Below are 13,905 nucleotides of genomic sequence, written 5' to 3'. Positions count from 1 at the left end.
CGAGCAGGCTCACTCCCACAGGTTTTGCTCTTGGCTTCAGAACAATTCGCTGAACGGGATGAACCGCAGCGGATCACCGACGTTGTGAGTGCTGTTCTCAGGAATCTCCACCAACCCATCCGACCAGCTCGCACCGAGTAACACGCCCGAACTCTGATTCGGATAAAGCACCGCCCTGCCCGCCTCCAGACGCGCACGCAGATACTCACGACGATTACCGGATTTCAACCAGTCAAATCCGGCATTCACCGTAAACCCCAACGGCGTGACCTCTTCGACCCCCTGAATCCGCAGCAGATAAGGCCGCGCCAGCAAACCGAAAGTCACCAGCGCCGAAGTCGGATTACCTGGCAAACCAATCACCGGCACCGTTCCAAAATACCCCACCGCCAGCGGCTTGCCGGGTTTGATCGCAAGCTTCCAGAACAACGGTTTGCCATTGTCACGCAGCACCTGCCCAAGGCAATCGGCATCGCCGGCAGATACCCCGCCCGAGGTCAGAATCAGATCCGTGGCCACTTGCAACTGCTCAAGCTTGAGGCGGGTCTGCGCCGGACGATCCGGCAGAATTCCAGCATCAATCACCTCACAACCCAGCTCGCGCAACCAGTGGCTGAGCAGCACGCGGTTGCTGTTGTAGATGCTGCCCGGACGCAACGGCTGACCCGGTTCGACCAACTCGTCACCGGTCGACAGCAGCGCGACTCGCGGGCGCCGAACGACGTGCACATGCGCTTGACCCTGCCCCGCCACCACCCCGAGTTCGAACGGGCCGAGGCGTTTGCCAGCGCGCAGCAGAATATCGCCGACGCGATTCTCCTGGCCCTGCGCCCGGATGTTCTGCCCGACTTTCAGCGGTTGCAGAAATCGTATCTGGCCGCCCTCCAGCACTTCGACATTTTCCTGCATCTCCACGCAATTGGCGCCGGGCGGTAAAGGCGCGCCGGTAAAGATCCGCGCACAGGTCCCGGGCAACAACGCATCCGGCGCGAGGCCGGCGTAGACTTTTTGCGACACCTTCAACGGCTGGCGATGCAGATCAGCAAGGTTCAAGGCGTAGCCATCCATGGCGCTGTTCGGCCACGGCGGCAGATCAAGGGTCGCCACCAGATCACTCGCCAGCACCCGCCCGCAAGCCTCATCGAGCGGCACGGTTTCGCTGTCCGGCAAACGTTGTTCATTGGCCATCGCCAGCAGTTGATCGAGGGCATCCTCGACCGACATCAACGGCTCCCGACTCATCCGCGCGGCCCGCAAGCGTAATCGCGAGTATCGCTGACGGTCAGCACGGCAATGTTCAGCGGGACAAACAGGGCTTCCGCTTTTGCGCTCATGGGGGAATCTCCGGCAGTTATCGGTCCAATTGGCGCGGGAGCCTAAGTGCCATCTATCAGTACTGTCTAATCACTCTGACCTACCACATTATCGACGGGCTCTATCGGTAGCTTTCATGCTCGTCTCGTCGGCAAAAAATCAATACTCAATCAACATCATCAATCGCCACAAAAGCACTGTCAGCCTTGAGGTTTTGCGACACTCAATCTAACTGGCACTTGGTAACAAAAGCCTGCTTAGATAGCGCCTCCAACAAGAATGTGTTCAGGAGCTGCACTTGAGCAAAACGCCGGACTCACCCCGCCCCGAATCGGTCAGCCTGCGCCAGGCCTGGCGCTTCTGGCTCAAGCTTGGCTGCATCGGGTTCGGCGGCCCAGCCGGGCAGATCGCGATCATGCATCAGGAACTGGTGGAGCGTCGGCGCTGGATTTCCGAGCGACGTTTTCTGCACGCGCTCAACTACTGCATGCTGCTGCCCGGCCCCGAGGCGCAGCAACTGGCGACCTACATCGGTTGGTTGCTGCATCGCACTTGGGGCGGCGTGCTGGCAGGTGCGCTGTTTGTGCTGCCGTCGCTGTTCATCCTGATCGCACTGTCGTGGGTGTACATCGCGTTCGGTGACGTGCCGGTGGTGGCCGGCATCTTTTACGGGATCAAACCGGCGGTCACCGCGATTGTGCTGCACGCAGCCCATCGTATTGGCTCGCGAGCGTTGAAGAACGGTTGGCTGTGGGCGATTGCCGGGGCTTCGTTTGCGGCGATTTTTGCTTTCAATGTGCCGTTTCCGCTGATCGTGCTTGGCGCCGCGTTGATCGGTTACTTCGGCGGACGCCTGGCGCCCGAGCGCTTCAACAATGGCGGACATCGCAGTGCTGGAAAAACCTACGGCCCGGCGCTGATCGACGATGACACGCCACCCCCAGCGCATGCGCGATTCAGTCTGCCAAAGCTGCTGCGGCTGGCGTTGACCGGCGCTGTTCTGTGGTGCTTGCCGATGGCGTTGCTGACTGCGCTGTTCGGTTGGGACGGCACGTTAACGCAGATGGCCTGGTTCTTCACCAAAGCGGCATTGCTCACATTTGGCGGCGCCTATGCCGTGTTGCCCTACGTTTATCAGGGCGCGGTCGGGCACTACGGATGGCTGACACCGACGCAAATGATCGACGGTCTCGCCCTCGGCGAAACCACGCCGGGGCCGCTGATCATGGTGGTCGCATTTGTCGGATTCGTCGGCGCTTATGTGCAACCGGTGTTCGGCCCGGAGCACGCGTTCGCCGCCGGAGCACTGGCTGCGACGCTGGTGACGTGGTTCACCTTCCTGCCCTCGTTTCTGTTCATCCTTGCCGGCGGGCCATTGGTGGAGTCGACCCACAACGAACTGAAGTTCACCGCCCCGTTGACCGCGATCACCGCAGCGGTGGTCGGGGTGATCCTCAACCTTGCCTGTTTCTTCGGTTATCACGTGTTCTGGCCGAACGGATTTGCTGCCCGGCCGGACGTTTTTTCCATCGTTTTGGCGGTGGCGGCGGCCCTTGCGCTGTTTGTTTTCAAGCGCGGTGTGATCACTGTGTTGATCGTTTGCGCACTCGCCGGGCTGGGCTTTTATCTGCTGCGCTGAACCAGTGGCTACCTCGCATACCCCGGAATCAGTCATTTACTTATCCGGGGCTTCCCCCTTACTATCCAGCCACACCGGTCGGCGGGACTCTCCCGCCACCGACGTTTTCCGCCAACGGAAACACGCGTCATGAGCACGTCCCCACAACAACGAAAATCGTTGAACGTCTCTACTCTGCGCGCCCTCTCTCACAGGGGCGGCGTATGAATCGTATCGTCAATCTCCCCATGGCCCTGCTCCGTTCAAAACTGCGTCACTCCGCACGCCCGCCGGATATCTGCTAGTCACTGATGCCAACACTGACCTGTGGCGAGGGGATTTATCCCCGTTGGACTGCGCAGCAGTCCCGTCTTTAGGTCCTGACTGTCGGCATCAGCGAAAACTCCTTACTTCTTGATATCCCTGCCAAGACGCCTGCGCCTTTTGCTGTGCTGCGTCCGGCCCGAATCTGCGCGCCTGTGCGGCGCACCCCTGAGTGATTGTCATGAAATTCGCAGCCATTGAAGACGCACGCCTGTTCCTTGAACAGAACCCCGATATCGACATGATCGAGTTGTTCATCCTCGACGCCAACGGCGTGCCACGCGGCAAGCTGTTGCACCGCGAAGAACTGCTGGCGGTGTACGAAAGCGGTCGCCCATTGCCGAGCACCATCCTCGGTCTGACCGTACAGGGTGAAGACGTCGAAAACTCTGGTCTGGTCTGGGACGTCGGCGATATCGACTGCCGCGCCTACCCGCTGGAAGGCAGTCTGGTGCGCCTGCCATGGCGGCAGATTCCGACCGCTGCGGTGCAAGTCAGCATGCACCCGACTGAAGGGATGCCGGCTAGTATTGCCGACCCGCGCCACCTGCTGATCAAAATCGTTGATCGCTTGAAAGCCGAGGGTTACTACCCGGTGATGGCGTGTGAACTGGAGTTCTATCTGCTCGACGCCAAGCGCGATCACAACGGTCGCCCGCAACCGGCACTCGATGCCGACGGTGGCCGACCGCGACACACACAAGTCTACGGTTTGCGTGAGCTGGAGCAGATCGAACCGTTCCTCGCCGACCTTTACAGCGCCTGTAAACTGCACGGTATTCCGGCGCGCACGGCGATCTCCGAGTACGCGCCGGGTCAGGTGGAAATCACCCTCGAACACGGTGATGCGCTGGAGGCGATGGATCAAGCGGTGCGCTACAAACGGCTGGTCAAAGCCGTGGCGCACAAGCACGGCATGCAAGCGACATTCATGGCCAAACCGTTCGATGATCTGGCGGGCACCGGCATGCACATGCACGTCAGCCTCGCCGACGCCGAGGGGCGCAATCTGTTCGCGTCCGAAGACCCGGCTGGCACTCCGTTGCTGCGCACGGCCATCGGCGGCATGCTTGCGTCCTTGCTCGATTCGCTGCTGCTGTTCTGCCCGAACGCCAACTCCTATCGCCGCTTTCAAGCCAACAGCTACGCACCGCTGGCGCCAACCTGGGGCGTCGACAACCGCACCGTCAGCCTGCGCGTACCGGGCGGCCCGGCCAATACCCGACACATCGAACACCGAATCTGCGGCGCCGATGCCAATCCATATCTGGCGGCAGCGGCGATCCTCGCCGGCATCCATCGCGGCATCAGTGAAAACATCGACCCGGGCGAACCGGTGCAAGGCAATGGTTATGCGCAGGCCAAGGAATTGCTGCCGACTGACTGGCTGACATCACTCACCGCACTGGAGAATTCAGCGTGGGCACGCGATGCGTTAGGGCAGGAATTTCTCGGGGTGTATCTGGCGGTGAAACGTGCCGAATACCGGCAGTTCATGGCTGAAGTGGGCGAGCAGGATTGGCGTTGGTACCTGACCGAAGCCTGATGAATCGCCACTAATCCCTGTGGGAGTGAGCCTGCTCGCGATAGCGCTGTGTCATTCACCAATGATGTGACTGACATGTCCTCATCGCGAGCAGGCTCACTCCTACAGGGGACCGCATACCGAATTCGAATTTCGTGTGGACGCTGACATGACCGAACGCTGCAATTCCTACTACACCGCCACCCTCAATCAGGACACCGACTACCCGACGCTGCAAGGTCGGCACAAGGTTGACGTGGTGATCATCGGCGGCGGTTTCACCGGCGTCGCCACGGCTGTGGAACTCGCCGAAAAAGGCCTGAAAGTGGCCATCGTCGAAAGCCACAAAATCGGCTGGGGCGCCACCGGGCGCAACGGCGGACAAGTCACCGGCAGCCTCTCCGGCGACGGCGCGATGCGTAAACAGATGCGCCCGAAACTCGGCGATGAGGTCGATGACTTCATCTGGCACCTGCGCTGGCGCGGGCATGAAATCATCAAGCAGCGCGTCGAGAAATATGGCATCCAGTGCGACCTCAAACACGGTCACCTGCACGCGGCCTATAAGCCGAGTCACATGGTCGGTTTGCGCGACGATTACGAAGAAGCCGTGCGCCGTGGACTGGGCGATGAAGTCAGCCTGCTCGACCGCAGCCAGGTGCGCGATCTGTTGCAAAGCGATCTCTATCACGGCGCGGTCAAAAATACGCGCAACATGCATCTGCACCCGCTCAACCTGTGCATCGGCGAGGCGCGTGCGGCCGAAAGTCTCGGGGCGCTGATCTTCGAAAACAGTGAGGTGCTGGAGATTATTCACGGCGATACCCCCGGTGTGCGCACCGCCCACGGCCAGATCGACGCCAATCAGGTGATGCTAGCCGGCGACGTCTATCACAAGCTTGAACCGGGCAAACTCAAGGGCAAGATCTTCCCGGCCATGGGCGGCATCGTCACCACCGCGCCGCTCGGTGATCTGGCGCGGCAGATCAACCCTGAAGACCTCGCGGTATACGACTGCCGTTTCGTCCTCGACTACTACCGTCTCACTGCCGATGGTCGCTTGCTGTTTGGTGGCGGCGCCAACTACAGCGGCAAGGATTCACGGGATATCGCGGCTGAATTGCGACCGTGCATCGAACAGACTTTCCCGGCGCTCAAAGGCGTGGCCATCGACTACCAGTGGAGCTGCGCGATGGGCATCGTCATCAACCGCATTCCGCAACTGGGCAAGCTCTCGGACAACGTCTGGTATTGCCAGGGCTACTCGGGGCACGGCATCGCCACCACGCACATCATGGGTGAAATCATGAGCCGGGCGATCACCGGGCAACTTGAACAGTTCGATACGTTTGCCGCGTGCCAGCACATTCGTGTGCCGATGGGCGATTTGCTGGGCAATCCTTTGTTGGCTGCGGGGATGTGGTACTACCAGATGCTTGAAAAGTTGCGCTGACGGGTCTGGCCTAATCGCTGGCAAGCCAGCTCCCACAGGTTTGCGGTGTACTTATATTTTGTGTACGCCACGAACACTGTGGGAGCTCGCTTGCCACAGGTTTGCGGTGTACTTATATTTTGTGTACACCACAGACACTGTGGGAGCTGGCTTGCCAGCGAAGAGGCCATCAGCCGCAGCACACAACTTCAGTCCGGCAGTTGCTCAACCTCAATCCCCAACCGTCGATAATCCTCGACACTCCCCGACGCCAGATGCCGCTCGGTAATCAGCGTATGCAACCGCTCACACCCCGCCACCACAAACGGCTCAACCGCACCAAGCTTGTCCGCCGTGGTCACCGCAATAACCCGCGCCGCGCCATCGAGCATCGCCTGCTTCACTGGCACCTCATCAAAATACAGTGAGGTAATGCCCACCTCCGGATGAATCGCGCAGACCCCGGTAAACGCCAGATCCGCCCTGATTCCCGTCAGCATCCGCAGCGTTTCATGCCCACCCGCCGACATCGTGCGCGGATTCAACTGCCCACCTGCCAGAATCACTTTCACCTCTTTGAATTCCGACAAGGCAATCGCGATCATCGGCGACGCCGTGACCGCCGTAATGCTCACATCAGCACGCAATGCCCGGGCGATCTGCAACGTCGTCGAGCCGGAATCGAACAGCACAATCTGTCCATCCTCGACTTTCTGCGCCGCCAACTGCGCCAGGCGAATCTTCACTTCATCGGTCTCGTCCAGCCGCGTGAAGTAATCCTTCCCGGTGTCCTTGGGTCGCGGCAACGCCCCGCCGTGTACGCGCTGCACCAGGCCCGCGTTATCCAGTTCGGCAAGGTCGCGGCGGATGGTGTCTTCGGACACCGCGAAGTGCTGGCTCAACTCGGAAGCCATGACCTTGCCGTCGCGTTCGAGGATCAACAGGATTTTCTGCCGGCGCAGGGACGGCAGTTCGGTGACGGAGTGGTCGTGCATGGTTATGCCTGTTTGTGCTTGTAGTTGCAGGTTTGTGCGAGATTAGCCAAAGCCTCAGGCAAACACAAACGCGCTGGTATCAATTGTTTCGATCATCGAAATCAACAAGCCGAATTTTTTCTTTGCCTTGGGCCTGTTCACAATGGCACCACTTCAAAAAAGGCTCAGGATGAAAAGCTGATGAATATCAATTTCGCGTTTGCGTGTCTGATCGTAGTGTCGTTTGCGATTGCCCTGGGCCACGCCTGAGCCGTCAGACTGACGCCGCGAGGTGCTCTCGCAGCCATTTGTGCGCCGGATCGCGATGCGAACGTTCGCCCCAGAACATCGCCATTTCGTAGCCCGGCACCGGCAACGGCGCCTCGACCACTTGCAGTGCCGGATTGTCACGCACCAGGCGTGACGGCAGCATCGCCACCAGATCGGTGCTGGCCAGTACCGACATCACCATCAAAAAGTGCGGCACCGACAGCACCACTTTCCGCGACAACCCGACCTCGGCCAACACCTTGTCGGTCACCCCGAAAAAGCCCCCGCCCTCACGCGACACCAGCACATGTTCCAGTGCGCAGAATTGCTCGCGGGTCGGTTTTTTTTGCAATCGCGGATGCCCATGACGACCGACCAACACATAGCGTTCGGTAAACAGAATCCGCTGATGCAGTTCCAGCGGCGCCTCTTCGGTGATGTGCAACGCCAGATCGAACACGCCCTGCTCGGCCTGTTTCACCAGTTGCGCGGGCATCAGATCGAGTACCGCCAGACGTGTACCCGGCGCTTGCATCCGCAAATCTCTGAGTGCCGGCAGGAGAATGGTCGATTCGCCGTAGTCGGTTGCCGCGACTTTCCAGGTGTGGGTCGCCAGCGCCGGATCAAACGGACTGGCCGGAGCCACCGCCCTCTCCAAAGCTTCGAGTGCCTCACGTAACGGCTCACGCAATTCATCAGCGCGTGCCGTCGGACGCATCCCGCGTGGACCGGGCAACAACAGCGGATCCCCAAAGATGTCGCGCAACTTCGCCAGATGCACGCTCACCGACGGCTGCGACAGGCTCAACCGCTCTGCGGCGCGGGTTACGTTGTGCTCCGCGAGTAACACGTCTAGGGTCAACAGCAAGTTGATATCGATGCGTCTCAAATTATTCATGGCTATACCAGACATATCAGACATTCATTTCCAATATACCGGTCAAGGATTGATCCTGCTCACATTCAACCAAGGAACGCGAACATGAACGTACTACTGGTCTACGCCCACCCTGAACCAAAATCCCTTAATGGCGCACTCAAGGACTTCACCGTCCAGCGCCTGCAAGCCGCCGGCCACACCGTGCAAGTCTCCGACCTCTACGCGATGAACTGGAAAGCCGCTCTCGACGCCGACGACGCCCCGGCACGCGACACCAGCCGCCCCTTCGACGCCTCCCGCGACTCGAAACTCGCCTACGTCCAAGGCACCCAGGCTGCCGACATCGCTGCCGAACAGGAAAAACTGCTATGGGCCGATGCGCTGATCCTGCAATTCCCGCTGTGGTGGTTCTCGATGCCGGCAATCCTCAAAGGCTGGGTCGAGCGCGTGTATGCCTATGGGTTTGCCTATGGCGTCGGCGAACATTCCGACTCCCGTTGGGGCGAGCGTTATGGCGAAGGCAAGATGAAAGGCAAACGGGCGATGCTGATGGTCACGGCCGGTGGCTGGGATTCGCATTACAGTCCTCGCGGAATCAACGGGCCGATTGACGACCTGCTGTTCCCGATCAATCACGGGATTCTTTACTACCCCGGTTTCGACGTGGTGCCACCGTTCGTGAGCTATCGCACCAGCCGAATGGATGCCGCGAAGTTTGCCGCGACTTGCGAGGAGTTGGGCGTGAGACTGGATGAATTGTGGAGCACCCGGCCGATTGCGTATCGGCAGCAGAATGCGGGGGATTATGAGATTCCGGCGTTGACGTTGAAGGATGAAATTGCACCGGGCATTGAAGGGTTCGATGCCCACACCCGATAGACCTGCATAAACCCTGTGGCGAGGGAGCTTGCTCCCTCGCCACAGGTTCAGTGTGTCGTCAGGTTTCCTCGCGAACTCTTCGTACCTGCACCAACAAAGCCGGAGCAAAATGCAGCAGCACCATCCGGCTCAGATGATGAGTCAGGATAAACACCACATTCAGCCCGCCGCCAAACGCGACGATGGCAATCGTTTCAATCGCGCCCGGCATGTACGCCAGCCACAGCGACAGCGGATCGCTGCCCAGGAACCGCGCCGCGACTTCCGCGAAGGCTGCCGCAACCACAATCATCAACCCTACCGACACCAACGCCGTACGTCCGTGGCGCCCCAACTCCGCAATTCCTAGTCCCTGAAAACGCGAACCGATCCGTACGCCGAGAATCAGCGCTGCCAGATTCAGGCTCCAGTCCGGCATGTGAAAGCCGTGCAGCCATCCCGATTTGACGAACACAGCGGTGATGATGATTGCCGTGAGCATGAACGGCGCGGGCACGCCGATCACCAACAGCAATCGACCGAGCAGCACGCTCAACGCGATAACCGAAAACGCAGTCAGCGCCATGCCTGTCGTCAAAGGATCACCGTCGGCAACCGCCACCACTGCCTGCCCCGGAATCAAAAAACTCACCAGCACGGTGATCAGCAACAGCCGCATCAAGTGCACGATGATGACCTTGCTTGATGCCTTTTCTGACTCCAGCAGATCAAACACCGCCGCCAGTGCTCCCGGATAAACCGCCAGCAGCGCATCGGTGCGATTCCAGCCTGCGCCGCGAGTCAGCCACAAGGCAGCCAGCGCGATTTGCACGGTCAGGCAAATTAGCAACACACCGAGGCTCGGTAACATCGCCGACGCTGTCGCACTGTCCCACGCCTCGAACATCAGCCCGGTGGCAATGCCCAGCGTGACCTGGATGTAGCCCAGTCCATAAGGTGTCGCCGGGGCGATACCGGTTTTACTGGCGAACAATGCGGTAACGACAATCGACCCCAACAGCAAACCGTGGGGCACGCCTTCAAGCTGCAACAGCGCGCCGAAACCTGCGGCGATCAACAAACACAGAATGGATTTCATAGTCGCCTTCCTGGCTATCAAATATCCCCCTGTAGGAGCTGCCGAAGGCTGCGATCTTTTGACTTTGTTTTTTAAAGACAAGATCAAAAGATCGCAGCCTGCGGCAGCTCCTACAGGGGATCACGTTTGTTTTTACGAGCGCAGTCTTCCGATTGCCCGGCGGTATTTTTCGATTCGCTCAAGGTCCTCCCAGCTCGGTGAGGCTATTCGCGACAGGTCGCTGTTCTCTTCGAGATCCGCCAGTTTCACTAACCGGCCAATCGGATTCAGTGCTGCGCGTTCGACGAAATCTCCATAGGATTCACCCGGCACTTTGGTTACCGATTCGATGGCGCTCAGCACTTCTTCGCTGAAGCCTTCTTTGCGCAGATCATCGAGGCTGATGCCGCAATCCTCGACCACGTCGTGCAGTACGGCGACGATGCGCTCTTCCAGCGTGGTCATGCGCAACATCACTTTCAGCGGATGCAAAATGTACGGCGCACCGCCCTTGTCGACCTGCCCGGCATGAGCCGTGGCGGCGATGGCGATAGCGCGTTCGAGGGTCTGGGTCATGGGTTATGTTCCAATCCTTGGCGCTAGATGTTTCCGATTGTTTCTCAGTCTGCGCCACCGCGCAAATCAAAAAGCCGATTGAACCTTGGCCCTCGGCGCAATCTCGAAACCAAATAAGCGCCAAAATCATCGATCAGACACGGCGCCATTGGAGAGGAACCGCCGATGAACATCCGACATTTGCTGCTGATCGCGCCGTTTTGCATCATTCCGAGTTGCGTCATGGCCCAGGGCTGCGACGTCCAGACCCGCTCCTCCAGCCCTTCGGTGCCAGCGGTGGAAACCCACAGCTGCTACGAATACGAAGGCGTGCCGGTCGATGCCATCGACTGGTCGTGCAGTAACGAAAGCAAAGACATGCTCAACAGCACCAAGAAAAAAGTACCGCAATGCGCCGATCACTATGAGGCGACGTGCATTGCTACTCTGACTCAGGAGTCCTTGGCAAACCCGCATTCCACCAGTAAGGACAAGAGCGCCAAGGCGCTGAACATCCCGAAAAATGCGCAGGTGACCACCTATTACTACGGGGCTGAACATTTGAGTCAGGCGAAAATTGATTGTGAGAACGGTGGTGGCGAGTGGAAGGCTAAATAGTCACTTATGAACATCCACAAAAAAGCCCGGCACTGTGCCGGGCCTGGTCTTTCTACGATGCATTAGCCACCACCGTTGCCACCGCTGCTGCTGCCAGTCGATTGGCCTGCACCGCTGGGTTTGGAACCCGCAGGTGTCGGCCCGTTATCGGTCGTAGTGCCGTCCGCGCCTTTGGGCAGCGATGCGGCACCAGGATCCGCGTTCGTCGACTCCGGCGCCGGCTGGCGGGTCTGGCTGGTGCCGTCGTTGGCTGTCGGTGTTGGCGTCTCGCCGGCAGCGACCGCGTATAACGAGCTGCCAGACAAGAGCGCCGCCAGGGCAAATGCCACAACTTTTTGATTCAGCATGTTGGCTCTTCCTTTGCGTGGTGAGTTACAGCATTGGAAGAACCGTTGGCGCGAAGGTGCGGTGTGTCAGACGAGTGGTGATTTGGAGGGGTGAAAAAAACCGACGCCTGTTCAGGCAAATGTTTTTCGGTTTAGGCATTTCAGAATAATCACCAGCGTCTTTCCGCTCACGCTGTACGACACTTCCGAATATCGTAACAAGCAAACCAGCGTCTATGCGCCTTGGCTTTATTGACGATTACTCTTCAAACAAGAGTTTTCCATTCAATACAGCAGAGCATCCATGGCCAACCACAGCTACATGAGCATTACCGGAAATCGGCAAGGACTGATCTCCGCCGGCTGCTCCAGCACGCACTCAATCGGCAACAAATGCCAGTCAGGTCACCTCGACGAAATCATGGTTCTGGCCTATTCGCACAACATGACCACCGGCAATGACGGCGGCGTCACCGCCGATCGTGGCAAACATCTGCCAATCATGATCACCAAGAACATCGACAAATCCTCGCCCCTCCTCTCCACCGCACTTCACGAGCGCGAAGTGCTGGACTGCACAATCTACTTCTATCGAACCTCGCCCGCCGGCACGCAGGACAAATACTTCAAAATCCACATAGCCGGCGCAAAAATCGCGCACATCAACCTACAGGTTCCTCACGCCATCCATTTAAACGATGCACAGCCGCAGGAATTGGTCTCGTTCACTTATCGCGAGATCAGTTGGACACACATTCAGGCAGGCACAAGCGGTTTCAGTTCGTGGGGAAATAACGATGAATGAGGATTCTTGTGACATTAACGATGTCACACGGGCAGCTTCCGATCTGGTCGCTTTCGGATGCCAGATCGGTGCAACTCAGTTGTACGACAGTTTCACCCAGCTCAAGTTTGGCGAGATCGTTTGGGCTTATGCGAATGAGATTATCCGGGCGGTGGATGAAGGTGTTATCAGTGCGAAGCAAGGGTTGCAGGAGCTCAGGGAGGAGTATTCAGCGCTTTCTACCAAGTCCATGTTCTATTTCCAGAATGGCGTGAGCGTTGTTTCAGGAAGTTTACAGTTTCAGGCTGGCGCCGTACTACTTGGAACCAGTCGAGGGACATCTCTTGTTCCGTCCGCCTTTTTGTTAGGGCATGGCGCAAATAATATTTATGAGGGCTTTGGGAACATTTATAACGGTCCCAGCGAACCTGGAGTAACGGGCCCAATAAGAATGGCATACCAGAATATCCTGGGTAGCAAGACGGGCAACATGACTTATTACTCCGTCGATCTTTACCTATCCATTTACGGGATGATGAGCTTTGTTCGCAAAGAACATTCCGTACAACTCTTCAACAAGGACCCCATCAATTATGAACGAGCACATAAGCAAGCGGGTACTCTGGCGTTGGCACTCGAAGTAATTGCGGACAGTATTACACTGTACTCCATTGAAAAAGAATCAAAGACCGTTGAACCTCTTACCTCATTTACGCTGACGAAATGATCGCTGATAAAAACTCAAATAACAAAACAGCCCGACAAAAAACAAAAACGAACCTCCCGCAATTATAAAATCCGAAATACCAGCTAGCAGATCATTTTTTTTGAAATAAGGGGCAAATATATAGGTTGCGACCATCGACACAACAACTATCTGAATCCAAACCGCTCGCAAGCTGTAGTACTTATCCTCAACCCTCTCACCACGATAGGCATTTCGAAGACGAGGAACATAGTAAACAAGACCAAAAATCGCAAAAACCAAAAAAGTCATCCAGAAAAAAACCCAGAATAATGGCTCTTCTATTCCAAATAACTGGCGCATACCGCCCATAAAAATCATTGCGTAAAATCCAGCAGAGGCGACTACCAAGCCTGCAACGCTAAAGTAATATCGAAGATCATCCAGCCTCACAGTCCAACTCCAAAATATGGAAAACCATTAACACAATCAAACCGAACACACAGGTAAGAACAACCTCGTAAAAAGCTGCACTGCAATTCCGACAAACGAAAAAAAATGGCACCAAGCAATGTAAACATGCCAGAAAAACCATAACGTCATCAACCTTGCATCATCACGCAAGCATTCAGAATGCTCCTACAAATTAAAACCAGCAATCCTA

Annotated in this window: 14 protein-coding genes and 1 pseudogene; 7 read left to right on the top strand and 8 right to left on the bottom strand. The window is 57.5% G+C overall.

What is annotated here, in order from left to right; all coding sequences use genetic code 11:
- Nucleotides 1-36: 36 nt before the first annotated feature.
- Both glp and ACIOZM_RS05020 read right to left on the bottom strand, forming a co-directional pair.
- On the bottom strand, nucleotides 37-1,242 hold the full coding sequence (glp, locus tag ACIOZM_RS05025; RefSeq protein ID WP_401210169.1) for a gephyrin-like molybdotransferase Glp: 1,206 nt from the start codon (nucleotides 1,240-1,242) through the stop codon (nucleotides 37-39).
- A gap of 23 nt (nucleotides 1,243-1,265) precedes the next feature.
- A pseudogene (locus ACIOZM_RS05020) lies at nucleotides 1,266-1,334 on the bottom strand (molybdenum cofactor biosynthesis protein); the annotation flags it as partial.
- A 278-nt stretch (nucleotides 1,335-1,612) separates the two neighbouring features.
- Between ACIOZM_RS05020 and chrA the strand changes: the two are divergent.
- The 3 genes from chrA to ACIOZM_RS05005 all read left to right on the top strand — a co-directional run bounded on the left by chrA (nucleotide 1,613) and on the right by ACIOZM_RS05005 (nucleotide 6,234).
- Complete coding sequence (chrA, locus tag ACIOZM_RS05015) at nucleotides 1,613-2,953, top strand: chromate efflux transporter (protein WP_401210166.1); 1,341 nt, start codon at nucleotides 1,613-1,615, stop codon at nucleotides 2,951-2,953.
- A 484-nt stretch (nucleotides 2,954-3,437) separates the two neighbouring features.
- Entirely contained in the window at nucleotides 3,438-4,802 is a 1,365-nt protein-coding gene (locus tag ACIOZM_RS05010) for a glutamine synthetase family protein (protein WP_401210163.1), read from the top strand.
- A 148-nt stretch (nucleotides 4,803-4,950) separates the two neighbouring features.
- On the top strand, nucleotides 4,951-6,234 hold the full coding sequence (locus tag ACIOZM_RS05005; RefSeq protein ID WP_401210161.1) for an NAD(P)/FAD-dependent oxidoreductase: 1,284 nt from the start codon (nucleotides 4,951-4,953) through the stop codon (nucleotides 6,232-6,234).
- 188 nt (nucleotides 6,235-6,422) lie between these two features.
- Here ACIOZM_RS05005 and ACIOZM_RS05000 read toward each other — a convergent pair whose 3' ends face one another.
- The gene (locus tag ACIOZM_RS05000) at nucleotides 6,423-7,208 is read right to left on the bottom strand and encodes a DeoR/GlpR family DNA-binding transcription regulator (RefSeq protein ID WP_401210158.1); all 786 of its coding nucleotides are present in this window, start codon (nucleotides 7,206-7,208) and stop codon (nucleotides 6,423-6,425) included.
- 253 nt (nucleotides 7,209-7,461) lie between these two features.
- Nucleotides 7,462-8,355, bottom strand: coding sequence for a LysR family transcriptional regulator (locus ACIOZM_RS04995; RefSeq protein ID WP_401210156.1), 894 nt, complete (start codon nucleotides 8,353-8,355; stop codon nucleotides 7,462-7,464).
- Nucleotides 8,356-8,439: 84 nt separating this feature from the next.
- On the opposite strand from ACIOZM_RS04995, the gene ACIOZM_RS04990 reads away from it, so the two are divergent.
- A complete protein-coding gene (locus ACIOZM_RS04990) occupies nucleotides 8,440-9,216 on the top strand; it encodes an NAD(P)H-dependent oxidoreductase (RefSeq protein ID WP_401210153.1) in 777 nt (258 codons plus the stop codon).
- 58 nt (nucleotides 9,217-9,274) lie between these two features.
- On the opposite strand, the gene ACIOZM_RS04985 is transcribed toward ACIOZM_RS04990, so the two are convergent.
- Both ACIOZM_RS04985 and ACIOZM_RS04980 read right to left on the bottom strand, forming a co-directional pair.
- Nucleotides 9,275-10,294, bottom strand: a complete 1,020-nt coding sequence (locus tag ACIOZM_RS04985; protein ID WP_401210151.1) for an AbrB family transcriptional regulator — start codon at nucleotides 10,292-10,294, stop codon at nucleotides 9,275-9,277.
- Between the two features lie 132 nt (nucleotides 10,295-10,426).
- Complete coding sequence (locus ACIOZM_RS04980; protein WP_401210149.1) at nucleotides 10,427-10,849, bottom strand: HD domain-containing protein; 423 nt, start codon at nucleotides 10,847-10,849, stop codon at nucleotides 10,427-10,429.
- Nucleotides 10,850-11,014: 165 nt separating this feature from the next.
- Here ACIOZM_RS04980 and ACIOZM_RS04975 point away from each other — a divergent pair, with 165 nt between their 5' ends.
- Nucleotides 11,015-11,446: a hypothetical protein gene (locus ACIOZM_RS04975; RefSeq protein ID WP_401210147.1), complete on the top strand. Its 432-nt coding sequence runs from the start codon at nucleotides 11,015-11,017 to the stop codon at nucleotides 11,444-11,446.
- Between the two features lie 62 nt (nucleotides 11,447-11,508).
- Here the strand turns inward: ACIOZM_RS04975 and ACIOZM_RS04970 are convergent, their stop codons facing one another.
- A complete protein-coding gene (locus ACIOZM_RS04970) occupies nucleotides 11,509-11,793 on the bottom strand; it encodes a hypothetical protein (protein ID WP_401210145.1) in 285 nt (94 codons plus the stop codon).
- 283 nt (nucleotides 11,794-12,076) lie between these two features.
- On the opposite strand from ACIOZM_RS04970, the gene ACIOZM_RS04965 reads away from it, so the two are divergent.
- The gene (locus ACIOZM_RS04965) at nucleotides 12,077-12,577 is read left to right on the top strand and encodes an Hcp family type VI secretion system effector (protein WP_401210142.1); all 501 of its coding nucleotides are present in this window, start codon (nucleotides 12,077-12,079) and stop codon (nucleotides 12,575-12,577) included.
- Nucleotides 12,570-13,283, top strand: coding sequence for a DUF4225 domain-containing protein (locus tag ACIOZM_RS04960; RefSeq protein WP_401210139.1), 714 nt, complete (start codon nucleotides 12,570-12,572; stop codon nucleotides 13,281-13,283). The genes ACIOZM_RS04965 and ACIOZM_RS04960 overlap by 8 nt, the downstream gene beginning before the upstream one ends.
- On the opposite strand, the gene ACIOZM_RS04955 is transcribed toward ACIOZM_RS04960, so the two are convergent.
- On the bottom strand, nucleotides 13,263-13,694 hold the full coding sequence (locus ACIOZM_RS04955; RefSeq protein ID WP_401210136.1) for a hypothetical protein: 432 nt from the start codon (nucleotides 13,692-13,694) through the stop codon (nucleotides 13,263-13,265). The genes ACIOZM_RS04960 and ACIOZM_RS04955 overlap by 21 nt on opposite strands.
- Between the last annotated feature and the right edge of the window lie 211 nt (nucleotides 13,695-13,905).

Source organism: Pseudomonas sp. NPDC087346 (assembly GCF_044744235.1).
In the GTDB taxonomy this organism is placed as follows: Bacteria; Pseudomonadota; Gammaproteobacteria; order Pseudomonadales; family Pseudomonadaceae; genus Aquipseudomonas.
Note: the sequence above shows the minus strand (reverse complement) of the source record. Positions and strands in the feature narration are given on the sequence as shown.

Bases quoted from the DNA above. Each gene is read 5' to 3' on its own strand.
- glp (WP_401210169.1), bottom strand. From the start codon at position 1,242: ATGAGTCGGGAGCCGTTGATGTCGGTCGAGGATGCCCTCGATCAACTG.
- ACIOZM_RS05010 (WP_401210163.1), top strand. From the start codon at position 3,438: ATGAAATTCGCAGCCATTGAAGACGCACGCCTGTTCCTTGAACAGAAC.
- ACIOZM_RS04990 (WP_401210153.1), top strand. From the start codon at position 8,440: ATGAACGTACTACTGGTCTACGCCCACCCTGAACCAAAATCCCTTAAT.
- ACIOZM_RS04970 (WP_401210145.1), bottom strand. From the start codon at position 11,793: ATGCTGAATCAAAAAGTTGTGGCATTTGCCCTGGCGGCGCTCTTGTCT.
- ACIOZM_RS05005 (WP_401210161.1), top strand. From the start codon at position 4,951: ATGACCGAACGCTGCAATTCCTACTACACCGCCACCCTCAATCAGGAC.
- ACIOZM_RS04960 (WP_401210139.1), top strand. From the start codon at position 12,570: ATGAATGAGGATTCTTGTGACATTAACGATGTCACACGGGCAGCTTCC.
- ACIOZM_RS04985 (WP_401210151.1), bottom strand. From the start codon at position 10,294: ATGAAATCCATTCTGTGTTTGTTGATCGCCGCAGGTTTCGGCGCGCTG.
- ACIOZM_RS04995 (WP_401210156.1), bottom strand. From the start codon at position 8,355: ATGAATAATTTGAGACGCATCGATATCAACTTGCTGTTGACCCTAGAC.
- ACIOZM_RS04980 (WP_401210149.1), bottom strand. From the start codon at position 10,849: ATGACCCAGACCCTCGAACGCGCTATCGCCATCGCCGCCACGGCTCAT.
- ACIOZM_RS04975 (WP_401210147.1), top strand. From the start codon at position 11,015: ATGAACATCCGACATTTGCTGCTGATCGCGCCGTTTTGCATCATTCCG.
- ACIOZM_RS05000 (WP_401210158.1), bottom strand. From the start codon at position 7,208: ATGCACGACCACTCCGTCACCGAACTGCCGTCCCTGCGCCGGCAGAAA.
- ACIOZM_RS04965 (WP_401210142.1), top strand. From the start codon at position 12,077: ATGGCCAACCACAGCTACATGAGCATTACCGGAAATCGGCAAGGACTG.